Source organism: Sporichthyaceae bacterium (assembly GCA_036493475.1).
GTDB lineage: Bacteria > Actinomycetota > Actinomycetes > Sporichthyales > Sporichthyaceae > DASQPJ01.
On record DASXPS010000111.1, the window covers coordinates 1 to 23,562 of the forward strand.

Sequence of the window (23,562 nt, forward strand, 5' to 3'; positions counted from 1 at the left end):
TGCATGTGCTTCGGCCCGCTTGCGGAACGTTTCAGCAACGATCGACAACACTTCTCCCCCGACGTCATCATCATCGATGCCGGACGCAACGACCCTCCGAGCGACGCCACCCATCAGGCGATCGACAACTACTTCGCAGCCGTGCGGGCGGCTTGGCCGAAAGCCACCATCGTCGACATCATCCCCTACTTCGTGACGAGCACTACCCCCAGCAAACTCACGCCATGGCTCACCGCTGCGGCCGTTCGCAACCACGCCACCATCGAGGATCCGTTCAGCCGAGGCTGGGCGGGGTATTCGGTATCCGGTGGGCAGGCGGGGCCCGACCATGTGCATCCAACGGCAGACGGCTACCGATACATAGCCGAGCACCTCACCGCCGACTTCCGGGCAATGGGCCTGCCGGCAGCAGACGCGAGTGCCGGTCACCCCGCCGTATCGCTCGCTTCCCCGTCGTAGAAATCGGCGAAGCGCTCCCGGAGCTTGTACTTGAGCACCTTTCCGCCGACGGTGTCCGGCAGCGCGTCGATGAAGGCCACGCCCTTCGGGGTCTCGAACCCGGCCAGACGCTCCCGGCAGTGCGCGATCAGCTCCTCCGTCGACACCTCGGCGTCCGGCTTGGCCACCACCACCGCGGTCACCGCCTCACCCCAACGGTCGTGCGGCAGCCCGATCACGGCGACCCGAGCCACGGCCGGGTGCCCGTAGAGCACCGCCTCGACCCGGATGCTGGACACGTTCTCCCCGCCGGACTTCACGATGTCCTTGAACCGGTCGACCATGATCCGCAGGTCGTCCTCGTCGACCATGCAGCTGTCGCCGGAGTGGAACCAGCCGTCGCGGAACGCCTCGTCCGAGGCCTCCGGGTTGAGGTAGTACCCCGACGCGACCGTGGGGCCGCGGTAGACCGCCTCGCCGGGCATGCCGGGCTTGCCCAGCACCGAGGTGCCATCGACGTCGACGACGTCCGAGGCGAGAATCGGGCTCGGGATGCCGACGTAGTTCAGCGCCGGCGCCGTGCGCTGGTAGACCTCGGGCCACTTCGCGGGCCAGAAGCGGTGGCAGGCGATGGTCTCGGTCTGCCCGAAGATGCCGGTCAGGGTGAAGCCCTCGCCGGCGTGCCGCTCGAGCGAGGCCAGGGTGGCCGGCGGGATGGCACCCCAGCCATAGACGAGCACCTTCAGCGACGACACGTCGGGGTTCGTTGCGTCGAGGTGGTTGCTCAGCGCGGTCACCAGTTGCGGCGACCCGCCCCACAGCGCGGTGACGCGGTGGGTCGCCAGGCACGCCGCAATCTGCACCGGGTCCACTCCACGGCCGATCACCAACGTCCCACCGGAGAGGAAGACCGAGTAGGTGAAGGGCGTGTCGCCGACGTGGTAGAGGATCGGCAGGAACGTGGCGGACACCAGGTCGCACTCCAGCCGGAGCCCGCGGGTCAGCGAGAGCGCGAAGCCCATCGCCGCGTAGTGGCTGGAGTGGTGGGAGAGCATCACGCCCTTGGGCATCGCGGTGGTGCCCGAGGTGAACAGCAGCTGCCAGATGTCGTCGCCGTGGATCTCCACGTCCGGCTCGGTGGTGGCCGCGCCGGCGATGAACTCGGAGAACGAGACGCTGCCCGCGACGACGTCCCCGCCGATGGCGATGGTGGCGAGGAGGGGCAAGCCGGTCCGGGTGAGCACCGCGGAGAATCGGGGCCAACACTCGGCGTCGACGATCGCGCCGCGGGGCTCGGCTATCCCGATCAGGTGCTCGACCACGTCAGCGGCCAGGTTCGGGTTCAGCGGCATCGCCACCATCCCAGCCTTCGCGATCCCGAGCTTGGCCAGGTAGCCCTCGATCGAGTTCTCGCACACCAGCATGACCCGGTCACCGGGGGAGAAGCCGCGGGCGGCCAGTGCATTCGCCACCTGGTTGGCAGCCTCATCGGCCTGCCGGTAGGTGAGCGAGGCGAACCGCTGGTCGGCGTAGGCACCGGGCCAGCCGATGATCGCAAGCTTGTCCGGCTGCGCCCAGGTCATCCGTTCCAGCACGTCCCCGATCGAGACGCGCTCGTACCGGTTGACCGCGCGCCGCCCCCGCAGGTTGACGACGTCGATGAACTGTTCCGCCATGCAGGAGACCTCACCAGCTAGGTCACCGATGCCACAAGGGGCAGCCTCAGCCGAACGGGCAGGCGGACGCCATCTCCGCATCGGGGGCCTGGATCTCCTTGGCCCACTTCGGGCCGACCACCGAGGAGTCCGGGATGGTCCCGTACTCCGCCGTCCACGGGGTCATCAGCAGGTCCTCCCGAACGGGGCCGGGGATGAGGCGCCGGCCGCGCAGATAGGCCGCCACCGCCAGCGAGCTGAGCCGCTTCATCACCGGGGGCGCCGGGGGCAGGTCCACGGCCTGTAGCAGGTCGTCGGTGGCCATCGCGCGCAGCAGTTGCGCCCCGAGCGGGCGCAGCACGCCGGGCGCCCAGCGGTCCAGGAACGCCTTCTCCATGGCCCGGGCGATCGCGATGCCGTCCTCGGTGCGCCGGTAGGTGCGTCGTTCGTAGGCGTAGAACCAGGCGCGGAACTCCTCCTGCTCCTCCGGGATGTCCACGCCCCACTGCCGTCCCACCGCGCGCCAGAACAGGAACAGTGCCCGGTTCTCGCGCTCGGTCAGGCCGCGCACACCCATTACCTCGGGCAGCCGCATCGGCTCGAAGCACAGGGAGGCGATCGTGTAGCGGTAGTCGTCCATCGGGATGTCGAAGGTCTTGTGGATCTCCGTCAGCCGAGCGATGGTGCGCTTCCCCTGCGCCGAGCAGGGCCCATCGCGGTAGATCAGGCCGAAGAACAACAGGGAGTCATCGTTGCGCTTGCGCGTCTCGGTGAGGGTGTTGCCGTAGCCGCGGCGCACCAACACCGGGGCGATCGTCTCCACCGAGGTCTGCCGCCAGTAGGCAACGGTGAACAGCGCCTGGTGGAAGAACCCGTCGCAGAAGATCCGGCCGAGCACGAGCTGGGTCATCCGGTGAAAGTCGGTCTCCGGGTCCAGCCGGTCCAACTCGCGTAATACCTGCCGCCGGGCTCGTAATCCGCGGGGTCCCATGGTCGCCTCCATCGGGAACGGGGAGGTCTGAAGTCAACCATTTGAAACGTTAGCGTGTCAATAATGTCCTTGGGTCAGACGGCGCCGGCCGCCGCTACCCCACCCGCGATGATGCCGTCCACCAGGTCCGTCCGCGAGGCGACGAATCCGTCCGCCAGCCAGGCGGCGATGGTGGCCGTGGAGCCGTGCACGATGACCCGGGAAATGACGTCGCGGGCCAATCGGGTTTCGTCGCTGTGGTTGGCGAAGGGCAGCACGACCTCGCGCAACAGCACCACATAGCGCTCCATGGCCTGCTCGCGATGCACCCGCAGTGCCTCCACCGCATTGGCTTCGGCGTAAAGCCGTGCCTTGCGGGGATCCTCTTGCAGGCTGGTGACAATGAGCTCGACCATGATGCGGGAGCGGTCCACCGGGGCCGCGTCGCGCACCGCGGTGAGCACACCCCCCTCGATGGTCTGCAGCAGGCCGTCGAGGATCTCGAACAGCGCCGCGTCCCGATCGCGGAAGCTCTCGTAGAAGTACCGCTTGGTCAGCCCCGCGCGCTGGCAGATGGCCTCGACGGTGATCGGTACCGGGCCGTGCTCGCCGACCAGGTCCAGACAGGCATCGATCAGGGCGGCTCGGCGATCGGCAACCCGATCCTTCGCGCTCACGCCCCGATAGGGACGCACCGTGGTGGTCATGGTCACCATTCTGACACGACATCGTTCTTGACACACAACCGTATCAACTATTTGGATAGGGGAATCACCCGACCCGGAGGTTCTCGTGGCCTGCTGCATCGCCCTCGCCATGCTCATCGCCGTCGTGCGCGGCGCCTGGACCGCGCTGCTGCCCCGTCCGCGACGCAAGGTGCCGCAGGATTTCGCGCCGGCCGCGCACCGCCCGGCGCCCGCCCCCGAGCACAGCCCGGCGGTGCACGCATGACCGCGCCCACCCTGGCCACGGCCCCGTCCGGGATCACCGGCCGGACCACCAACCGGCGGGTCACCGTGCTCATCCCGCGCCCGGCCGGATTGTTCGGCCCGGTCACCGGCGCGCGGTTACGCCGGACCGGCCTGGTGATGGCTGCTTTCTGGGCGATCGGGCTGGCGCTCACCCTGCTGCCGGTGCCCACTGCCTGGCGCGCGGCCGGTGCGGGTCTGCAACTGCCGGGCGGCTCGCTGCTCTACGCCGGTCATCCGGTCTATGCCGTGCTGGCCGCCGTGGGCCTGCTGCTGTCGGTGTTCTTTTGGTGGGCGATGGGCCCGATCGTGCTGCCGCCACTGGTGTGGGCGGCGACCATCGCCGCCGGGGCGCTGGTCGCGGAGCACCGGCCCGGTGCCGGCCGGATCGCGTTCATCGCCGCCGTGGTCCCGTTGGCGGTGGCCGCGGGCCTGGCCTGGCACGTCAGTCGGCACCGCCGCACCAGCGCAGCGGGCGCGCGGCTCAATGAGCGCCTCGCCGATGAGCAGTTCCTCATCGTCGGCCCGCCCGCGCCGGCCGCCGGCCTGCCGGTGGCCGAGAGCAGCCCCGAGGACCTGGCCCACCTGCGCTACGCGCTGGACCTCGCACTGCAGCCGATCGATGAGTTCCAGGGCTTTCTGAAGCTGGATCAGTTCCGCGAGGCCGCACTGCGCTACCAGCTCACCAGCCTCGGCTACGCGCTTTCCATGGCCCAGTTCACCCGCACCCCCGCGTTCGCCGGCTATCACGCCGAGGCGCAGCGCAACCTCATCGAGAAGATGCTCCAGCCCCCGGTGTGGCGCTACTGGGGCCTGGAGAACACCTGGGGCAATCTCGACCGCAACGCCGACCCGATCGACACCGACGAGAACGTCATGCTCACCGGGTTCTGGGGTGTGGCCATCGGCATGTACGCGACCCTCAACGACACCCGCTACTCCTCCCCCGGCGCGTTGACCTTCCGCGACGGCGACCGCGAGTACCGCCACGACTTCACCACCATCGCCGGCCGGTGCCACCGCAACGTGCTCGGCTCGGATTTCGCGCTGTTCCCGTGCGAGCCGAACTGGATCTACAGCATCTGCAACACCTTCGGGCTGAACACCCAGCTGAGCCACGACCGGCTGCACGGCACCAGGTATGCCGCCGAGTCCGCGCCGCGACTGCGCGCGTCCATGGACGCGGAGTTCACCCGCCCCGACGGTCGCATCGTCGGTATGCGCAGCGAGCACCTCGGCCTGACCTGGAACCTCTGGGCGGGCGAGGCCATCCAGACGCCCACCGCGTACTTCATGCACGCCGGTCTGCCCGAGATCGCGCAACGCACCTGGTGGTTGCTGCGCGAGCAGGCGCTGACCATCCGCGACGGGCAGTTGCAGTTCCCGCGCGGCACGGCCAACCGCCTGGACCCCGGCAACTACAAATTGGGCCGGGACACCTTCGCTCAGGTCAGCGCGCTGATGGCCGCCCGCGAGGTCGGCGACGAGGAATACGCCCGCGCCGCCGAGCGCACCCTGGCCGAGCGGGAGCCCTGCCAGGAAAAGGACGGCGCCCGGCGCTACACGGACGCATCCCTGTTCTGCAACGCCTACGGACTGCTTGGCCGGTTCGGGCGGCACGGCGGTCTGCGCGACCTGGTCGCATACGGGGTTCCCGACGCCTGGCAACGCGGTCCGCGACTGAACAGCGCCGCCTACCCGGAGGTGTTGGTTGCCCGCGCGGTCACCGACGGCGCCGGCCTGAACCTGGTGCTGCGCCCCGGCGCCGGCCCGGTGCGCACCACCCTGGGCATCGACCGCCTGGTGCCGCACGGCCACTACGCCGTGCACGGGGCACACTCCGCCACCCTGGTTGCCGATGCCACCGGTCAGGCAACGCTGAGCGTCGACCTCGGCGGGCGCACCGAGATCCGCCTCACCCCCCACCCCACCACCTCCCCGTAACGTCCGACGCTCACGGCGTTCTAACGCCGTGAGCGTCGGACGTTAGGGGTTGGATGGGGGCATGGCCCGGTTGCTGATCGTGCACCACACCCCGTCCCCGGCGATGGCCGAACTGTTCGACGCGGTGCTGCGCGGCGCCACCGACCCGGAGATCACCGGGGTCGAGGTGGTGCGCCGCGCGGCGCTCGCGGCCACCGCCCCGGACGTGCTGGAGGCCGACGGGATCCTGCTCGGTACCCCCGCCAACATCGGCTACATGTCCGGGGCGCTCAAGCATTTCTTCGACCAGATCTATTACCCGGTGCTGGACGACACCCGGAATCTGCCGTACGGCGTGTGGGTGCACGGCAACCTCGGCGTGGACGGCGCGGTCAATGCGGTGGAGTCCATTGCGGGCGGCCTGGGTTGGGTTAAGGCCGCGGCCACCGTGGCGATCACCGGCGCGCCGACCAAGGCCGATCTGGAGACCTGTTGGGAACTCGGCGGCACACTGGCCGCCGGCCTGATGGCCTGACGACCCGTCAGCTCGACCGTAGCTCGGGGTTGGCCGGCGACGGCTGCGGGGGCCCACCGCGCAGGCCGAGGTCGAGTTGCACCACCCGTTCCGGGCGCATCCGCACCCGGCGACCGGTGTCGCCATCGTCCCCCGGCGCGCCCGGCGCGCTCCACTCCAGCTGCGCGGTCCCGGACAGGTACAACGCACGCCCGCCCGCGAAGTCGAGGAACAGCAGCGACGCCTCGGGGTTGTCGACCAGGTTGCCGAGGCTGTTGAACATGTTGTTGCCCGCATAGTCCGGCCACCACAAATCGTCGGTCTCGACGCGCACGAAGCCGGCGTGGCCGCCCTTGTGCGAGGTGTCCGCACCCCGCTGCCGGTGCAACGTGCCGAGGAAGAACGTGTCGGCGGCGGAAATCAGGCTCCGCTGGTCCGCAGTGAGCGCGCTGCCGGCGGAACCGGCGTCGGACGTGGCGCCGGCACCGAGGGCAATCTCCACGCCGCGACGTTGGATGTAGGACGGGCAATTGCCGTAGGCCTGATCGGCGTCAATGACCAGGCCGTGCGCGTCGATCCCGGCCACGGTGCCGTTGATTCGGAACCGACGCGCCGCGGCAAACTCCACCACGATCAGCCCGACCGGACCGCCGACCGCCGGCCGGCCCAGCGGCCCGCGGGGGTCCGGCAGTGCCGCCACCTGCAGCGTCGCCCCGGCCGCCCGCAGGAAGCCGGGCGCCCCGAGCAGCGGCACCGTCCACAGCCGGCCGTCGGCGCCGCGGGCGGTGAGCACCGCGAACGTGCGCTCGGTCAACCACCTGGCGGGGCCACCGTCGAAGTGGGCGGGCCGCAACATGCCCGTCAGGCGCGCGGCGTCCTCGACGACCCCGGCCCGCTGCTGAACGAGCAGTTCGCCGGGGTGGTAACCCGGTGCGGCGGTGGTGGCCATGACTGCTCCCATTCTGCACTAACCTGTTAACATAACTGTAGCAGTTAGATTGTCCGGGTGCGGGCGTAGTGCCGGGCAGCCTTCGCGCGGTTGCCGCAGCCGGTCATGGAGCACCACCGCCGCCCACCACGGGTGCTGCCGTCGTAGAACCAGAGCACGCAGGCCTGGTGCGCGCACTGCCGGACGCGGTCCGGGTCGCGGGCCAGCAGATCGACGTAGTTGGTGGCGGCCAGCCAGGCCGCCCAGCGCGCCGGATCCTCCACCGTCTGCTCGGTCTGCACACCGTCGGCGGTCACCGCCTGACGGCGGAATCCCCACCGCAGCACCTCATTGAGCGCAGCACGCGCGGATCCCGAATGCGACGCCTCCGCGTGCGCACGGATGGCCGCCCGGGCGCGCAGCAGCGCCGCCTGCACCGGTTCGGTCGCCCCGCTGTCGATGCCCTCCAGGTCCAGCCAGGTTCGCAGGTCGGCCGGGTCGGCGAGTGCGTCGACGGGTCCGCGGGAGGCCGTCCACACGGTGTTCAGCAGGTCCATCGCCAACGGCTCGCCGGCCAGTGGACGCACGGTTCTCATGGCACCAGTCTAACCAGAAGATACGGATCGACAAGTTAGTTCCGACTTCCGACGTTCGGAGCCGAGCGGATAGCCGCTCAGCCGAACGGTCCGACTCCGGCACCGTTCGTACAGCGCGGCGGCGAAGCGTGACGGTGATCAGACCTGCACACGCACACTGCGCGCATGGAGGAGTACCGCGGCCGCAACCGTTGGCAGGTTGGCTTGCTCAGCGGTGCGCTCGCCGTCGCTGTGGTCGCCGCGGGTGGCGCGTACGCGCTGAGCCGGCAACTGTCCGGTGGCGGCACCCAACCCGAGGACGTGCTGCGCTCGGGCGCCGTCGCGCTGGCCAAGGTGGACCTGGACCCCTCACTCGGTCAGAAGCTCGCGGTCTGGCAGCTGAGCCAGAAGTTCCCGGAGGCGTTCAACGCGAGCAGCAAGGACACGGTGCTCTCCGAGTCCGTGGTCAACGCCCTGCTGCGCGGCACCCCGCTGTCTTACGCCACCGACGTCAAGCCGTGGCTGGGCGATCGAGCGGCGATCGCGGTGTACCCCGCCCCGAGGAAGGGTGCGAACCCCGAACTCGCCTTCGCGCTGCAGTACACCGACCTCACCGCGATGACCGCAGCGTTGCAGAAGCTCGACAACTCTCGGCACATCAGCTGGGCCACCCGGGACGGCTACGTGGTGGTGGCCGAACAGCCCGAGCAGGCCTCCGCAGTGCTGGCCACGGACGACGCGCACGCCATGAGCGCGCAGGACAGCTATCGCTCCGACATCGCCACGCTGGGCGGTGACCAACTTGCGCTGGGCTGGGCCGATGCGGCCGGGCTCAGCGCCGCGGAATTGGCCACCATCGCGCACGCCGCCACCGGCACGGGTGCGGATCTGCTGCACAGCGCGTTGGCCGCAAAGGCCGTGCCGAGCAGTGGCCGCATCGTCGTCGGCCTGCACGCCGACTCCAGCTACCTGGAGCTGGTCGGTCGCACACTCGGCGCGAAGGGCGGCGGCGTCGCGCACAGTGCCGGGCACGACCTGGCCGGGGCCATGCCCGCGGACAGTCTGGCCGCGATCTCGGTGACCGACGTCGGCGCCGCAAGCAGCCGGATCAGCAGCCTGCTCGGCGCCGAACCCGCCGTGGGCGCCGCGGTCAAGGGCCTGGACAAGCGCTACGGGCTGAACGTCAGCGGCCTGCTCGGCGCCATCTTCGGCAAGGAGACCGCGGTTGCGCTGGGTCCGATGCACGCCAAGACCCCGGATGTCACGTTGCGCACCAGCGGTGGCAACGCCAAGCAGGTGACCTCGATCCTCGGCCTGCTCACCGCCATGGTCGGCGACAAGTTCGCCAAGCTGCGGCGCACCGCGGACGGCTTCGTGATCGGCAACAACCCCAACGAGGTGAAGGCGGCGGCCGGCACCGGACACCCGCTGGCCGACATCGCGGCATTCAAATCCGCGGTGCCGGACGCCGGCGGAGCCGGCCTGGTCGCCTACGCGAACATCGTCGGACTCATCGCGCAGGGCGTGATCGCCCCGGCCGACGCCAAGGGCCTGGAGCACGTGCAAGCCGTCGGCCTGAGCAGTTCCGGCGGCGATAGCCCACAGTTCCGGTTGCGGCTCACCGTCGACTGACGCTGCATCAGTAATCACCGGAGGCCGTACCGTGGCCGAATGCGACCACGGAGCGTGCCGACCCGCGCCCTTGCGCTCGGGGCAGCGGCCGCGTTGTGCTGCGTGGCCGCACGGCCGGACCCGCACGCCGCCCGTCATCCCGCCTTGCTGTCCGCCGGGGTCACCGGCGTGCCCGGTGGTGCCCGGCTGACGTTGGGCCCGGCGGTGACGGTGGTCGACGACAAACCCGCCGACGCCGCGGCACAGCAGGCCTGGCTGGCCGGCGCGCGCCTGCCCGGCCGCACCGCCGCCGAACGCGCCGTCGCCGGTCGGGCACTGCTCGACCTCGGTTTGTTGACCGCCCCCAACGGCGCCACGGTGGCCGCCCCGTTCGGTCCGTGGGACCTGGTCTGGCCGCGCGATGCGAGTTGGGTGGTTGCGGCGTTGGCGGTGTGTGGGCGCGGGGACACCGCGCTGTCCGTACTGCAGTTCCTGGCTCGCGTCCAGGGCAGCGACGGGGCCTGGACCGCAGCGCGTTACTACCCGTCAGGTGCCCCGGTGCGGGACGGCCGGGCCACCCAGTTGGACGCGGTCGGTTGGGTGCCGTGGGCGGTGTGGATGTGGTGGCGTTCCGGCGGTTCCGCGGCGGACCTGGACACCCTGTGGCCGATGGTGCACGCCGCCGCGGATGCGGCCGCGGACGCGCTGCGCGCGGACGGACTGCCCGCTGCCTCGGCGGACTACTGGGAGTCCCCGGAGCGCCGGCCGACCCTGGGCACCGCCGCGCCGTTGCTCCTCGGGTTGCGGGCGGCCGCTGATCTGGCCGCGGCCCGCGGTGATTCCGCGGCCGGCCGGTGGGCCGTCGCCGCGAAGCGACTGGACGCGGCGATCGTCGAGGAGTTCGGCGCCACCGGCTACCGCCGCTACGCCCACCGCGGCGCGGCACCGGACAGTGCCGTGGCGTTCCTGTCCACCCCACTGGCCGGGCCGTCCGACGACGGCCGACTCCAGGTGGCGCTCGCCCGGACCGAACGGGCCCTGCTGATGCCCTCGGGTGGGCTGCGGCCAGGCAACCTTCCGCGGGTGGGCGGCGTGGCCTGGACCCCGGCCACCGCGCTGTTCGCCCTGGCCGACGCGACCGGGCCCGGCTTCGACCGGTGGTACGGCTGGTTGGTCGCGCACCGCACGGTGATCGGTGAGTTCCCGGAGAAGGTCACCGACCGCGGCCAACCCGCCTCGGTGGCGCCGTTGGCCTGGACCGACGCGATCGTGCTGCTCGCGCTGACCGCGCGCGATCGCGCGCTGCCCACGCCGCCTACGCTGAGCCCATGAGCGAGCCATCGGGTCTGGCCGACGCGGCCAATGTCGGACTGCTGAAAGTACTCGGCATCGTCATCGAGTCGGCCAGTGGCGAGGAAGCGACGATCTCGATGGAGGTCGGTCCGGAGCACCTGCAGGCCCACGGCATCCTGCACGGCGGCATTCATTGCACGCTGGTGGAAACCGCGGCCAGCATCGGCGGTTATCTCTGGCTGATCACCCAGCCGGGCGGCGGGCGGGTGGCCGGGGTGAACAACAACACGGACTTCCTGCGCTCGTTCACCGGCGGCCGAGTGGTGGCCACCGCGACCCCGATCCACCGTGGCCGCACGCAACAACTCTGGCTGGTGCTGGTCGCCGACGCACAGGGGAAGCCGCTGGCCCGCGGCCAGGTCCGGTTGCACAACTTCGCGAGTTAGGGACCGCCGGCCAACAGCCCCTGGTGCACCGCGCGGGCCACGGTTTCCGCCCGCGAGCGGGTGCCGAGCTTGCGCATGATGCGGGTCAGATAGTCCTTCACCGTATAGTGGCTCAGGTGCAGGCGGGCGCCGATCTCCCGGTTGGTCAACCCCTCGGCAACCAGCTCCAGGATCGACAATTCCTGTACGGACAGCAGCCGTTGCTCCGGGCGCAGAACCGCCCCGGCCACCCGCGCGTCGATGATCAGCGTGCCGGTGGCCACCCCGCGCAGTCGGCGCGCGAGTTCGTCCACCGGGGTGTCCTTGAGCAGGAATCCACCGGCGCCGGCATGCACCGCCGCGGAGGCCGCGGCGCGGTCGATGAAACCGGTCAGCACCGCGATCCGGGTGTCGGGGCACATCCGGTGCACGGCGTCCACCACGGCCAACCCAGAGCGGTTCTGCAGCCGCAGGTCAACCACCACCAGGTCGACCGGATGTTCGCGCAGGAAGACCATCGCGGAGTCGCCGTCGGCAAACGCGCCGGCCACGGTCATGCCGTCCCGCTCCAGCGTGCGGGTGAGCCCCTCGAGAACGACCTCGTGGTCGTCGATCAACACGACCGAGACCGCGCCCGCCTCCGCGGGAATCTGCGGATCCGTTTCCATGCCGACCGTCACCCGCCGAGGATGGCAATTAGTTGCCGGCGAGGAAAGGGCCTACCTCACTTCACCGCGGCGGACCGGACCGGCCCCCCTGAACTCTTCGTTGCCGGGGGCACCGCGGTGCGCCGTCGGACCGAGAAAAGTCCGTAAAGCACGGCGCCGACCAACACCACGGCAGCCACCGTGAGGATCATCGGCAGGCTGCTGCCGCCGCCCCCGCCGCCACCGGCGCCGGCCACTACATGCGCCGGTGTACCCGCGACGAGCGTCACCGGATAGGTGTGGTCGTACGGCTGCACCGGCGGCGAACCGGGCACGGTCCGCACCCGCAGTTCGAAGTTCGCCGGACCGGGCGCGGCCTTGCCCACCACTGCCTGGTATTCCCCGATCAGCGAGGTCGGGCTCAGCAGGACGAACTTCGTCGCCGGGTTGCCGATGCCGATGGTCACCGAGGTGCCCTGCAGCGGCGCGCCCGAGTCGAAGTCCGCGATGGCCACGGTGGCCTGCCACTTACTGCCGGCAGCCGGCGCCAGGGTGAAGTCGCGCACCAGGACGACGGCCTTGCCCGCGCTGTGCGCCGACGCCGGCGTGGTGCCCGGGCCGATTCCGGCGATCAGCGCCAGCATGCCGACGAGCAGCGCGACCACTGATCGCCCTGCTATCGCATGCGTCCTGGTCATACGTCAGCCTCCTCCGCCGAGCACCGTGGCGGCCACGGTGGACTCGATCAGTTCGTGCAAATACTTCAACAGGGTCACACACACCCCGATCGACGCGGTGCCCGCCAAGAGCACACCTGCGGCCACCCACAGCGTGCGTGGACTGATGCCCACCGCACCGGTAGTGCGTCGACGGGCCTGCACCGGGGCGGTGGCCACCGAGCCGCCCGCGCCGCCGGCCACGACCACGTCGTCGTGCTGGATGTGGCCCTCCTCGTCGAAGTGGACGCTGCGGGACCACATGTCGTCGTCATCGTCGCGGTCGAGGTCGTCGGCATCCTGGGTTACTTGCGCCTGCCGCGCCGCCTCCATCATGAGGATCACGCTGAACGCCGCCATCATCAGGAAGATGGAGATCTTGCCGTAGAGCACCAGGAAGTAATCCCTGGCATACGGCAGCCGGGTAACCGCCTCCCATTTCTGGTGGGAGAACGCGTTGGTGGAATACGGCGCCTTGTACGCGGTCTGCGTGCCCAGTAAAAAGAGCCCGGTGCCCAACGTACCGGCGAACGCGGCCCACATCAGCGAGGTCAGGAAACCTCGACGTACCTCCAAGGTGTGCAGCGTCAGCACCGACATCGTGCGGCGCAACCGTGGAATTGCCAGGAACGCCATAGCGCCCGCGAGCAACAACCACAGACCTGCCATCACGACGTGAAACTGCAGCAGGAACACCTCGAAGGTCTTGCCCTTCACGATGTACTGCAGGCCGCAGGACTCGCACCGCAGCTTGACCGCGTCGGTGATGTTGAGCGTGACGGCGACCTCTTTGAGCACCGTCTGCAGCTGGACGGCGGGCTTGTTCACCGTGCCGTGGAACTCCCACTTGCCGGGCGCGCTGATGATCCCGGTGCACCGATACACGCCGAGCGGTATGTCCGGGGAGTTGTAGTGCTCCTGCTGGCAGTTCGCCGGGTTGTCGGTGGGGTCCTTGCCGGGCTGATTGAAGGTCAGGAAGACGCCGTAGTTGGCGGTCGGCGGGGTTCCGTCGGCGTTCACCACGATGATGTCCATCGTGATGTAGTTCGGCGACACGGCGTGGTCGAGGTTGGCCCGCTTGATGCTGACCTTGATGTTCTTCGGGTCGTAGGGGTCGGGCCCGGTCGCGGCAGAGGCGGACGGGGCGGCCAGCAGACTCCCCGTCAGCAGCAGCGCGAACACCGCCGCAACGAGGCTCCAGCCCCGCACCGATCCGGTGCGGGGCTGGGCGGAGTCCGGGGTCATCTCAATTCACCGCCAGGAACGACTTGTTCCACTTGCCGTAGTACTTGTTCACCCGGATGTCCGCCTCTCGGTACTGCAAGTCGAACCACCGCTGGAAGAACGCGTATCGCTTGTCGTTCTGGACGATCTTCGTCAGCTCGTCCGTCGCCTGGGCCAACGTGAGCTTGGGCAGATCCTCCCGCTTTTCCACGTGTAAGACGATATACACGCTGCCGTCATCAACCTGATAAGGCAATGCTTTCGAGGTCTCCCCCTGCTTCAGCCCTCGCACAGTGTCGATGAAATCTTTCTGAACGGGCGAGAGGGGGGTGACGTCCACCTCCTGGGCCTGCAGGGCCTTGCTCCCGAGGTCCTTGGTGATCGAGAAGAAGTCCTCCCCCTTCTTCAACCGAGTGATCAACTGGGTGGCCGAGTCCTGGTCGTCCATGAACGCAATATCGGTCTTCGACCGGAAACTCGCCGCGACGAGGTCCTGCCGTTGGTCGTAGGCGTCCTGGATCTCCTGCGGATTCACGATCACGTCCGGCAGCAACTTCGCCGCGATCGCCTTGGACAGCAACTCGGCCCGCTGGGCGACCTCCAGGTCCGAGGCCTGAAACCCACCGGCCTGCAGGCTGGGGGCCTGGGCGAGCTCGTTGGCGATCTCCCGTTGCGCGTCGGTGTCCTGCTGGGTGATGCCCCTCTGCTTGGCCAGCGCCTCCAGGAACACCACGCGGATCTGATAGGTCAGCGCGGTCTGCCGAATCTGCTTCGGGGAGACGACCAGGCCCTGCTGTTGGGTCGGGTCCATATCCGACTGCCCCTGGCTGGAGTTCGCGAACTTCTCGTAGAGCTCCTGCACGGTCTTGGAGGTGATCGGCACACCCTGCACGGTGGCCGCGATCTGCGGCACGCCGGAGCTGCCGAACAGCCCGCACCCGGAGAGGGCCAGGGTCAGTGCGAGGGCACCGGCCAGGCCCATTGCCCGCAGTCCACGCCGCATGGCTCGCTGCCTCATTTCTTCGCCCCTCGCTGATCCTGCCCGTACTCCTGCGGGGTGGCCCCCGCGTTCGGGCCGGGGACGGTGGTGACCTGCTTCTGGTTCTTGGCACCGGCCTGGTTCTTGGTGGAGGCCGCCGCGTCGAGGAGTACCTGCTGCGGTGTGCGTCCGTCCGGCTGCGGCTTGTTCATCTTCTGCGCGGCCAGCACCTGCACCAGGTACGGGTCGTAGTCGGTCTTGTCCTGTTCGCCGACGGCGTTCAGCGCGGCGTCCACCTGCTTGTACTTGGGGCTCTCCGGGAACTGGAAGTCCTGACCGGTGGCCTCGGAGATGATGTCCGCGACGGCGGTCTGGGTGATGAGGTAGAGCTTGGGGTCACCGTCCACCCGGGCGTAGAACCCGGCCCCGTTGAACGATGGCTTACCCACCGTCAGTTTCCACGTGTGGCCCTTGTTGTCGCTCGCCGCCACCGAACACACCGGGCCACAGTCCGACACGGCGTTGGGGGCGGTCAGGCCGTACGCGGGATCGCTGTTGTTGGCGTTGGCCATGATCCGGTAGGCGTTCAGCGGAAACAACCGGTCGGCCGTGGTGGTGAGCATGGTGGCCGCTTGTACGGTCGCCCCCGCACCCGGCGTCCACAATCCGTCGTCCTGGGTGATGGTGGCCGTGCGGTTCTGCGCCGTGAACGTGACCGTGTGCACGGCCGCGGGCGTAACGTCGATCGCCGCGATGTTCGGCGGTTTCGATCCGCCGCCGCAGCCGGACAGGCCGCCCGTGGCCAGGCCCGCGCCGAGGCAGAGCGCGGCGACACGCCGGGCCCCTGGCTTGATTACTCGTCCGGTCATCCGCGCTTCAACCTCCAAAGCACGAACGGAATGAAGACCAGGGCCGCCAGGCCCGGGAACACCACACACTTGCGGATCAGCGTGCGACGTTGCGGGCCGGTGATATTGAACTGCGCGTTGGCACCGACGTCACGATAGGCCGAGACGATCTGGTCGTCCTGCGCCACGTACTGCAGCAATCGGATGAAGAACTCCTGATCGCCGAACGCCTTCTGATACTCATTCGAGGCGACGGCGGCGCTGCCGAGCACGGCGATGCGGGTACTGGCCAGCACCGCTTGGGTGCCGGCACCGGTCAGTTCGGTCGCGTTGGTCAGCGCCGCCAGCGTGTACTCGCCCTCGGACTTTTTGATCTTCTTGCCTGCCGCGTCCACCTGGTAGCTCTTCGGGCTGGACGAGACCAGGTGGGTGATCTGCCCGGCGCCCTCGGCGCTGGCGGCCGCGCTCTCGCCGATGGACAGGGTGTTCGCGAAGATCACCGGGGTGTTGTCGTGGTCGAGCACGTCCACGATCGGCGAGGCGGTCGGGTATCGGGAGGAGACGATCGCGTTCGGGTCATCGGCCAGCGACTGCGGGTCCTGGATCGCGTGCGACGACAACTGCAGACCCCACGGCTGGATCAACGAGTTGAGTTGCGGGATGTCCCCGCGAACCGAGTCCGCGGCGAGAATCAGCCGGCCCTTCTGCTCGGCATAGTTCTGCAGCAGCGTGATCTCTTCCGGCAGCAACGTGGTGCGCGGCCCCATCATCACCACGACCTTGCACTGGTGCAGCAGGTCCTGCGCACCCTTGCCGGCCAGAAACAACCGGGCCGGGGAGTACCCGGCGATCCGCAACCGGGCGGCGAACGAGGTCAGGCCCTCCGCACCGGGGTCGCCGAATTGCCGCTCGCCGTGCCCCTGCACGAAGCAGGCCACCGGCGGGTTCTTCTGTCCCAGCAGCGAGATGCCGGAGGTGACCGTCGACTCCACCAGGTCGTCGATCTCCTGCTTCTTGTCCCCGACCTGGAGCAGGTAGGTGTCGTAGTCGGTGATGCCGGACCCGGCGGCCTGCGCCGGGGAGATGTCCGGGTCGATGATGACGCCCTTGATGTTCGCCCCGGCGGCAGCGTACTCGCGCACCGTGGAACGCACCCGGGCCGCACCCTGGCTGATGTCGGCGGTGAAGGCGGTGAGGGTGATCGGCACGTTGCCGACCTTCTTGATGACCTCCTTGGTCGCATCGGACACCGTCTCCCGCTTCTGCGGCGTCAGGTCGATCTGGCCGTCAGCGGCATCAGCGATGCCCGGCGTGGCCAGGAAAACGAACACCACGGCGACCACCGCCAGCACCCGACGGACAATCACCTGCCGGTCGGTGCCGGCCCGACGACGGCTGATCGCGTACAACGCCATGCCCAGACCGGCCAGCGACAGCACCACGAAATACAGCACGTCGGAGTAATAGATGATCCCGCGCAGCATCGGGTCCAGATGGTCGAACGGAGCGAACTGGTCGAGGTGGTGGCGGAAGCTCTCCGGCAGGAAGTGCTCGACCAGGAAGAACAACAGCACGACGAAGCTGAGGAAGGCACCGCTGGCCGAGGTGGCGGTCCGCGAGCACACCGCCAAGCTGATCGCGTTGAACAGCATCACGACCAACAAGACGCCGAGCCAACCCCCGAAGGCCCGGGCCCGGTCCGGTTCGGCGTAGGAATTGAGCTGGGCGTAGTAGATCCAGGAGATCGACGCCAGCAGCCAGGTGAACAGCGTGTTCGCGACGAACTTGGACAGGATCAACGCCCAGCGCGGCACCGGCCAGGCCAGGGTCACCAGCAGCGCACCACTGGCGCGTTCCTCGGCCAAGGCCCGGGCCGCCAGCACCGGGCAGATCAGCCCGAAAAGGTTGACGATGTTCGCGAAGTAGGACGCCAGGTCGGCGGAGTTGTTGGTGCTGACCAGGTTGATGAAGAAGACGCCGGAAATGATGATGAAACCGAACGCGATGGCGTAGGTACCCGCCCATAGCGACAGCGAGCTCAGTTCCCGCCTCAACAACGTGACCACGGTGTACCTACTTCTCCTCGCTGTCGCTGGCCACGTCCTCGCGCGCGTCCACCGTCCCCATCACCGCGTCCCGGAAGGCCTCCTCCAGGCTGTCCGCCGTGGACTCCGCGGCGGTCAGCGGCCAGCGTGCCGACCACGCGCGCACCAGATCGGCAACCACGCGGTCATCCCCGCACTCCACGACCGCCGTCACGCCGCGCTCGTCGGATTCCAGGTGAAGCAGCGCGGCACCGGGAACCAGGTCGGAGTCCTGCGGGTCGACATGGGCGTGCAGCCGCAGCCGCATGCGGATCTTGTGGCCGGCACCCTCCGCCATCTCCGAGGGCACCCCGGCATAGACCAACGAGCCCAGCGACATGACCAGCACCTTGGAACACATCAGCCGCGCGTCGGCCAGCAGGTGAGTGGACACGATCAGCGCCCGGGTCTTCGCGTACTCCTGGAGCATGCCGCGCATATCCAGGATGTTCAGCGGGTCCAGGCCGGACATCGGCTCGTCCAGAATGGTGACCAACGGGTCTCCCATCAGCGCCTGGCCCATGCCCACCCGCTGCCGGTAGCCCTTGGACAGGTTGCCCACGATGCGGCTGCGCATCGAGATCGTCCCGGTCCGCTTCAAGGCCAGCTCCACCGCACTGGCCCGGTCGGCCCGCGGGATCTTCTTGGCCGCCGCGGCGAACATCAGGTATTCCTCGACGCGCATCTCATTGGGGAAGTTCACCCGCTCCGGCATGAAGCCGATGAGCTTGCGGGCCATCGCCGGGTGTCGGGCCACATCGGCGTCGCCCACCCGGATGGAACCGGAATCCCAGCCGGCGATGCCCGCCAGGCAGGTCATCAGGCTGGACTTGCCGGCGCCGTTCGGACCGAGCAGACCGGTGATGCCGGCGCCGAGGCTGAAGGAGACCTCGTTGACCGCCACCCGGGACCCGTAACGGCGCGTCAGGTTCGACACGGTGAGCAACGGCTTCTGGGTCGACGCGGACGTGCCGGGTGGGCTGACCGCGGTGGTGCTCATCAGGTGGGTCTCCTCGGGACGGACAAAACGGACATTAGATAAAGATCATGTGCGATACCGATGCCCAACCTGTGTCGGACCTGTGTACCTGTAGCACGACGAGGGCACCGGGCCCCTCTGCGGGGTCCCGGTGCCCTCGACCGGTAACGACGAATCAGGCCTGCTCAGCCTGCTCGGCAGTTTCGCTGTCCTTCGGCGCCACCTTGTGCGTGGTGTGCTCTGACTTCAGCTGGGCCATCGTGGTCTTCTCCTCGGTGACCCGCACGAAGCGGCCCTTTTCCATGACCATCTGCTTGTCGGAGAAGCCCACCGCAACCAGGTGGAACTGCTCGACCATAACCACGGACAGCCCCTCGTCGCACAGCGCGCGCAGCGCGGCGTAGAGCCGCTCGGCGATGACCGGGGCCAGGCCCAACGAGAGCTCGTCCACCAGCAGCAGTCGCGGACGCGACATGAGCGCCCGACTGACCGCCAGCATCTGCTGCTCACCACCGGACAGCGAACCGCCCGCCTGGTTCTGCCGTTCCTTGAGCCGCGGGAACAGCTCGAAGACGCGCTCGAACTGCTCCTTCATCTTGGCGCCGTTGACCCCGTACGCGCCGGTGACCAAGTTCTCCCGCACCGTCAGCGTCGGGAAGATCTGCCGACCCTCGGGCGACAGCGCGATGCCCATACCCACCCGCTTGTGCGCGGGCGTGCTGGAGATGCGGTTGCGCCGGAAGATGATCTCGCCGCGGGTCGGCGGGATGGCGCCGAGGATCGTCTTGAGCAGCGTGGACTTGCCCGCACCGTTGGAACCGAGCACCGACACCATCTGGCCCTGCTCGACGGTCAGGTCGATGTCGAACAGCACCGGGAGCCGGCCGTAGCCGGCGCTCACCTTCTTGAGCTCAAGCATTCTCGTCGCTCCCCTGCGCCGCCGCGGGCTCCTCGGCCGGGGCCTCGGCCTCGGTCTCCTCCAGCTCGGCGAGAACCTCGTCAGCCTCCTCGGCCAGGGTTTCCGCCTGTGTGATGTCGGTCGTTGTGTCCAGGTCGAGCACCGACCCGAGGTACTCCGAGCGCACCACCGGATCGGCGGCCACCTCGGCCGGGGTCCCGGAGGCGAGCAGCTGACCCTGGTTGAGCACATACACCAGGTCAGCGTTCTCGAGCACGGCCTTCACGTAGTGCTCGACGAGGATGATCGTCAGACCCAGGTCCCGCTGCAGTTGACGCAGCAGGGCGAACAAGGCGTGCGCGTCCTCCGCGTCCAGACCCGCGGCCGGCTCGTCGAGCAGGACGATGGCCGGGCCACACATCAGCGAACGGCCGATCTCGATGCGTCGCTGGCGACCGAAGTCCAGGTCGGACACCCGGTCGTGCCAGTGCTCCTTGATGCCCAGCAGCACGCACATCGCGTACGCGGCCTGTTCGGCGCGGGCCTCGGACTTGGCCGGGCCGGGGAAACCAAGGATGGCGCTGATCGGGTTGCCCTTGATGGCCAGGTGCGCCGCGGACAACAGGTTCTCCCCGACCGTCAGGTCGTGGTTGAGCCGGTTGGCCTGGAAGGTGCGGCCCATGCCGAGCTTGGCCCGGTCCCACGGACGCATCTTCGTGACGTCCTTGCCGAACATGGTGATCTGACCCGAGTCCGGGGTCTTCAGACCGTTGAGCACGTCGAAGCAGGTCGACTTGCCGGCGCCGTTCGGGCCGAGCAGCCCGACGAAGGTTTTTGACGGGGCGGTAATGGTGACGTTCTGCAGGGCCTTGACACCACCGAAGGCGATGGACAAGCCCGTGCCGACCAGGGCGTTGCCCTGGTCACCGCGGTGTGGTGGCAAGAACTCCTCGAGGACCGCGAGCGCGAGATCGCGTTCGGGGTCGATCCCCGCCTCGGAGACGATGTGGCCCGTGTGATCCGCGGCCGTCGTGGCAGTCACTTCTTCTCCGATCCCGCCGAGGCCGGAGCCTTGGCACCCAGCTGCGAATCCTTGGGCTTCGCCGGCGCGGCCGGCCGGCCGCCACTCGACCCGCCACCACCTCCACCGCCGCCGGCCCTGGCCCGACTCTTGGCGATGTTCGCCTTGGCCGCACGTCGCTTCGCTCGAGCCCGGGAATCGAACAGGTCGATGAGCAAGCCGCCCAAACCACGCGGACCGGCGAGCACACCGATGGTCAGGCCGATACCACCGAGCAACTGCGGGTTGATCTTCAGACTCAGCAGCACCTGCGGGATCAACTGGAAGAAGATCGCCACGCCCACCGTCGCCATGATCGACTCGAAGCCCGCGAGGATCGGCACCGAGACGTAGAACAGCGAGTTGAACGAGAAGTACTGGTTGATGCCGGGCGGGTTGCCGTACAGCGGCGCGGACAGCGCGCCGGCGATACCGGCCATGGTGCCCGCGATGGCGAACGCCGCCACCTTGTACATCCAGGGTGAGACACCCACCGCGGCGGCCGAGACCTTGTCGACGCCGACCATGATCAGCGAACGACCGAACCGCGAGCGCCGATAGCGGTACAGCAACGACATGGAGACGAGCAACACCGCCAGGATGTAGTAGTACATCCGGGTGGTCGACTGCATGCTCAGCCCGAAGAAGTTCGGCCGCGGGGTGCTCGGCGCGGACAGACCACCGGTCAGCTTCTCCTTGGTGAACAGCGAGTTCTCCAGCAGAAACTGCAGCGACAGCGTCAGCACGACGACGTAGACGCCGGACAGACGCATCGAGATCAGCGCCACGATCGTGGAAACCGCGACCACGAACGCGATGCCGATGGCCGCCGCGACCGGGAAGGGGAAGCCGGGGCCGTCCTCGCCCGGTTTGTCACCGCGAGCCATATAGCCGGTGATGTACACCGAGGAACCGACCAGACCCGCTTGGGCCAGTGAGATTTCCCGGCCCCACCCGACCACCACCAGCAGGCCGAGGCAGGCGATGGCCAGCACCAGGCCCACCGTCAGGTTGAACGTCCAGTATTCGTTCGCGATCATCGGATAGACCAGGCCGATCGCGACGATCAGGAGCAGCACCGGGTGCACACCCAGCAGGCCGTGCAGCCCCGTGTACCGCGGCGGCACCTCGAGCTTGGCGATTGGCCCGCCGCCGTGACCGGACGCACCGGTCGAGGAACCGGAGTCACCGGATCCTGCTCCGGGTTTCTTCGTTACCTCTGTTGCCATCTCAATCCATTCCCTGCGTGGCTTCGGGCCAGGCGCATGTGTGGGTGCAGCGAGGCCCTAGTGGGCGAGGACGGAAGAACCCTTCTTGCCGAAGCGGTCCACCAGGATGACCACCGAGAACAAGATGAACACCACGATGAGCTCGCGGTAACCGACGTCGACAGACCCGAACACGTCGGACTTCAACATCGAGTCGAGGATCGCCAGGGTGACCGCGCCCGCCAGCGCCAGCGGGATGCTGGAGAAGGCACCGAGCACGCACACGATCAGCGCGCGCAGGAAGATGAACAGGATGCTGTTGGTGTCGGTGCCGACGTAGTTGCCGAGCAAGATGCCGCCGAGCGCGGAGATCGCACCGGACATCGCGTAGACCGTGGTGCCGACCTGACCGATCGGGACGCCGACCAGCTTGCTGGCCTCGACGTTGTCGGCCACCGCGCGCACGAAGATGCCGAACCGAGTGGCCTGCAGCAACGCCGTGAACGCGACCACGATGACCGCCAACAGGATCAGCGTCATCACTTCGTGCATCGTCACAACTTGGATGAAGACATGGAATTTGTGCTGACCGCCGGGCAGCGGCGGCGCGGGCTCACCGGAGGCCTTGTTGTAGCGGAAGATGATGCCGACCAACAGCAGCATCATGCCCAGTGCGAAGTTGGTCAGCGTCACCCGTGGGTACAGCGCCAGCTTCGTGCTGGTGACCAGGTAGCCGTACAGCGCCGCGACGGCCGCTCCGGCAAGCATCAACCCGATGATCACCGGGATGCGTGGCAACTCCGGCCGGTTGGTCGACGTGCCGGACCCGGCCAACAGATCCTCACCGGTGTTCAGGTTCGGCGAGCACAGGTACCAGAACAGCAAGGTACCGGCCAGCACGATGCCGCCGTGCACGAAGGCGATGGTTCGGCTGATCCGGTAGCTGAGCACCAACGAAACCGCGATCAGGCCGTACAGGCCCGAGGTGGTGACCCCGTTGACGATCGACGGTCCGAACGTGTGCTGATTGAAGGAGAGAGCTATCAGCGAATCCATGGCGCGTCGCCGCTGCCTTCCCTGCCGCCGACGAGGACGGCCGTAAATAGTGCCTCGTTCGGAAACGTGGCATGGCCGAGGAAGGCACAGTACTTGTGGGGCCTTCTCCGGGACCAACGAAACCCGAACAGGACGGTTACGGGACAGTCCGGGACAGTTTAGACCTCGGGACGGGGCCCCGGACCATGGCGGTTTTGGCTATTTCCAGCGCCCGCCGGGCGGGGATAGCCACAACGTGCGATGGCTCACCGAGCACCGGCACGCAGACCGTGAGCAGGACCCCGCCCAGCTCCGGGGAGCAGAGCACGCTCAGCCGGCCGTCCACCCGCTCGGCGTTGGCCAACAGGCTGTCCAGGCCGAACGAGCGTCGCTGGGCCATGCTCGCGCGCAGCGCAGCGGGGTCGCCCGTGCCGTCGTCGTGTACCTCCACGGTCCACCAGCGGGGACCTCGGCGCAGCACCACCAGCGCGTGGGCGGCGTCCGCGTGCTTGCTCACATTGGCCAGACCCTCGCGCGCCGCGCGTAGCAGCACCCGCCCGGCCGGGGCCGGCGGCTGCGGCCCC

General features: G+C 68.6%; 24 protein-coding genes. 7 read left to right on the plus strand and 17 right to left on the minus strand.

Annotated elements, in window-relative coordinates:
- On the plus strand, window positions 1–459 hold a 459-nt coding region (locus tag VGJ14_11740), incomplete at its 5' end, for an SGNH/GDSL hydrolase family protein (protein ID HEY2833088.1).
- Here the strand turns inward: VGJ14_11740 and VGJ14_11745 are convergent.
- The 3 genes from VGJ14_11745 to VGJ14_11755 all read right to left on the minus strand — a co-directional run bounded on the left by VGJ14_11745 (window position 426) and on the right by VGJ14_11755 (window position 3,770).
- Window positions 426–2,114 carry an AMP-binding protein gene (locus tag VGJ14_11745; GenBank protein HEY2833089.1) on the minus strand — a complete coding sequence of 563 codons (1,689 nt, stop codon included), beginning with the start codon at window positions 2,112–2,114 and terminating at the stop codon, window positions 426–428. The genes VGJ14_11740 and VGJ14_11745 overlap by 34 nt on opposite strands.
- Before the next feature lie 46 nt (window positions 2,115–2,160).
- A complete protein-coding gene (locus VGJ14_11750) occupies window positions 2,161–3,084 on the minus strand; it encodes an oxygenase MpaB family protein (protein ID HEY2833090.1) in 924 nt (307 codons plus the stop codon).
- Between the two features lie 74 nt (window positions 3,085–3,158).
- Window positions 3,159–3,770: a TetR/AcrR family transcriptional regulator gene (locus VGJ14_11755; GenBank protein ID HEY2833091.1), complete on the minus strand. Its 612-nt coding sequence runs from the start codon at window positions 3,768–3,770 to the stop codon at window positions 3,159–3,161.
- An 85-nt stretch (window positions 3,771–3,855) separates the two neighbouring features.
- Here VGJ14_11755 and VGJ14_11760 point away from each other — a divergent pair, with 85 nt between their 5' ends.
- The 3 genes from VGJ14_11760 to VGJ14_11770 all read left to right on the plus strand — a co-directional run bounded on the left by VGJ14_11760 (window position 3,856) and on the right by VGJ14_11770 (window position 6,489).
- The gene (locus VGJ14_11760; GenBank protein HEY2833092.1) at window positions 3,856–4,014 is read left to right on the plus strand and encodes a hypothetical protein; all 159 of its coding nucleotides are present in this window, start codon (window positions 3,856–3,858) and stop codon (window positions 4,012–4,014) included.
- Window positions 4,011–5,975, plus strand: coding sequence for a hypothetical protein (locus tag VGJ14_11765; GenBank protein ID HEY2833093.1), 1,965 nt, complete (start codon window positions 4,011–4,013; stop codon window positions 5,973–5,975). The genes VGJ14_11760 and VGJ14_11765 overlap by 4 nt, the downstream gene beginning before the upstream one ends.
- A gap of 61 nt (window positions 5,976–6,036) precedes the next feature.
- Window positions 6,037–6,489, plus strand: coding sequence for an NAD(P)H-dependent oxidoreductase (locus tag VGJ14_11770; GenBank protein ID HEY2833094.1), 453 nt, complete (start codon window positions 6,037–6,039; stop codon window positions 6,487–6,489).
- 7 nt (window positions 6,490–6,496) lie between these two features.
- Here VGJ14_11770 and VGJ14_11775 read toward each other — a convergent pair whose 3' ends face one another.
- Both VGJ14_11775 and VGJ14_11780 read right to left on the minus strand, forming a co-directional pair.
- A complete protein-coding gene (locus VGJ14_11775; GenBank protein ID HEY2833095.1) occupies window positions 6,497–7,417 on the minus strand; it encodes a pyridoxamine 5'-phosphate oxidase family protein in 921 nt (306 codons plus the stop codon).
- A 44-nt stretch (window positions 7,418–7,461) separates the two neighbouring features.
- Window positions 7,462–7,992 carry a CGNR zinc finger domain-containing protein gene (locus tag VGJ14_11780; GenBank protein HEY2833096.1) on the minus strand — a complete coding sequence of 177 codons (531 nt, stop codon included), beginning with the start codon at window positions 7,990–7,992 and terminating at the stop codon, window positions 7,462–7,464.
- Between the two features lie 165 nt (window positions 7,993–8,157).
- On the opposite strand from VGJ14_11780, the gene VGJ14_11785 reads away from it, so the two are divergent.
- From VGJ14_11785 to VGJ14_11795, 3 genes are read left to right on the plus strand one after another with little or no spacing between them, the layout of a single operon-like run.
- The gene (locus tag VGJ14_11785; protein ID HEY2833097.1) at window positions 8,158–9,603 is read left to right on the plus strand and encodes a DUF3352 domain-containing protein; all 1,446 of its coding nucleotides are present in this window, start codon (window positions 8,158–8,160) and stop codon (window positions 9,601–9,603) included.
- 39 nt (window positions 9,604–9,642) lie between these two features.
- Window positions 9,643–10,914: a hypothetical protein gene (locus VGJ14_11790; protein ID HEY2833098.1), complete on the plus strand. Its 1,272-nt coding sequence runs from the start codon at window positions 9,643–9,645 to the stop codon at window positions 10,912–10,914.
- Window positions 10,911–11,321 carry a PaaI family thioesterase gene (locus VGJ14_11795; GenBank protein ID HEY2833099.1) on the plus strand — a complete coding sequence of 137 codons (411 nt, stop codon included), beginning with the start codon at window positions 10,911–10,913 and terminating at the stop codon, window positions 11,319–11,321. Before VGJ14_11790 ends, VGJ14_11795 begins: the two co-directional genes overlap by 4 nt.
- Here the strand turns inward: VGJ14_11795 and VGJ14_11800 are convergent.
- The 12 genes from VGJ14_11800 to VGJ14_11855 form a co-directional block, all read right to left on the minus strand.
- On the minus strand, window positions 11,318–11,980 hold the full coding sequence (locus VGJ14_11800) for a response regulator transcription factor (protein ID HEY2833100.1): 663 nt from the start codon (window positions 11,978–11,980) through the stop codon (window positions 11,318–11,320). The genes VGJ14_11795 and VGJ14_11800 overlap by 4 nt on opposite strands.
- Window positions 11,981–12,024: 44 nt before the next feature.
- Window positions 12,025–12,645, minus strand: a complete 621-nt coding sequence (locus VGJ14_11805; GenBank protein HEY2833101.1) for a hypothetical protein — start codon at window positions 12,643–12,645, stop codon at window positions 12,025–12,027.
- 3 nt (window positions 12,646–12,648) lie between these two features.
- Window positions 12,649–13,908: a hypothetical protein gene (locus VGJ14_11810; GenBank protein ID HEY2833102.1), complete on the minus strand. Its 1,260-nt coding sequence runs from the start codon at window positions 13,906–13,908 to the stop codon at window positions 12,649–12,651.
- A gap of 1 nt (window position 13,909) precedes the next feature.
- The gene (locus tag VGJ14_11815; GenBank protein HEY2833103.1) at window positions 13,910–14,890 is read right to left on the minus strand and encodes a peptidylprolyl isomerase; all 981 of its coding nucleotides are present in this window, start codon (window positions 14,888–14,890) and stop codon (window positions 13,910–13,912) included.
- Window positions 14,891–14,901: 11 nt separating this feature from the next.
- Window positions 14,902–15,735 (minus strand): hypothetical protein, encoded by an 834-nt coding sequence (locus VGJ14_11820; GenBank protein ID HEY2833104.1) that lies wholly within the window; start codon window positions 15,733–15,735, stop codon window positions 14,902–14,904.
- The gene (locus VGJ14_11825) at window positions 15,732–17,780 is read right to left on the minus strand and encodes a Gldg family protein (GenBank protein HEY2833105.1); all 2,049 of its coding nucleotides are present in this window, start codon (window positions 17,778–17,780) and stop codon (window positions 15,732–15,734) included. The genes VGJ14_11820 and VGJ14_11825 overlap by 4 nt, the downstream gene beginning before the upstream one ends.
- Window positions 17,781–17,787: 7 nt before the next feature.
- Window positions 17,788–18,798: an ABC transporter ATP-binding protein gene (locus VGJ14_11830; GenBank protein HEY2833106.1), complete on the minus strand. Its 1,011-nt coding sequence runs from the start codon at window positions 18,796–18,798 to the stop codon at window positions 17,788–17,790.
- Between the two features lie 154 nt (window positions 18,799–18,952).
- Window positions 18,953–19,696 carry an ABC transporter ATP-binding protein gene (locus VGJ14_11835; GenBank protein ID HEY2833107.1) on the minus strand — a complete coding sequence of 248 codons (744 nt, stop codon included), beginning with the start codon at window positions 19,694–19,696 and terminating at the stop codon, window positions 18,953–18,955.
- Entirely contained in the window at window positions 19,689–20,717 is a 1,029-nt protein-coding gene (locus tag VGJ14_11840) for an ABC transporter ATP-binding protein (protein HEY2833108.1), read from the minus strand. Before VGJ14_11840 ends, VGJ14_11835 begins: the two co-directional genes overlap by 8 nt.
- Window positions 20,714–21,964, minus strand: coding sequence for a branched-chain amino acid ABC transporter permease (locus tag VGJ14_11845; GenBank protein ID HEY2833109.1), 1,251 nt, complete (start codon window positions 21,962–21,964; stop codon window positions 20,714–20,716). Before VGJ14_11845 ends, VGJ14_11840 begins: the two co-directional genes overlap by 4 nt.
- A gap of 57 nt (window positions 21,965–22,021) precedes the next feature.
- Entirely contained in the window at window positions 22,022–22,999 is a 978-nt protein-coding gene (locus VGJ14_11850; GenBank protein HEY2833110.1) for a branched-chain amino acid ABC transporter permease, read from the minus strand.
- A gap of 136 nt (window positions 23,000–23,135) precedes the next feature.
- The coding region (locus VGJ14_11855; protein HEY2833111.1) for a hypothetical protein at window positions 23,136–23,562 on the minus strand (427 nt) is incomplete at its 5' end.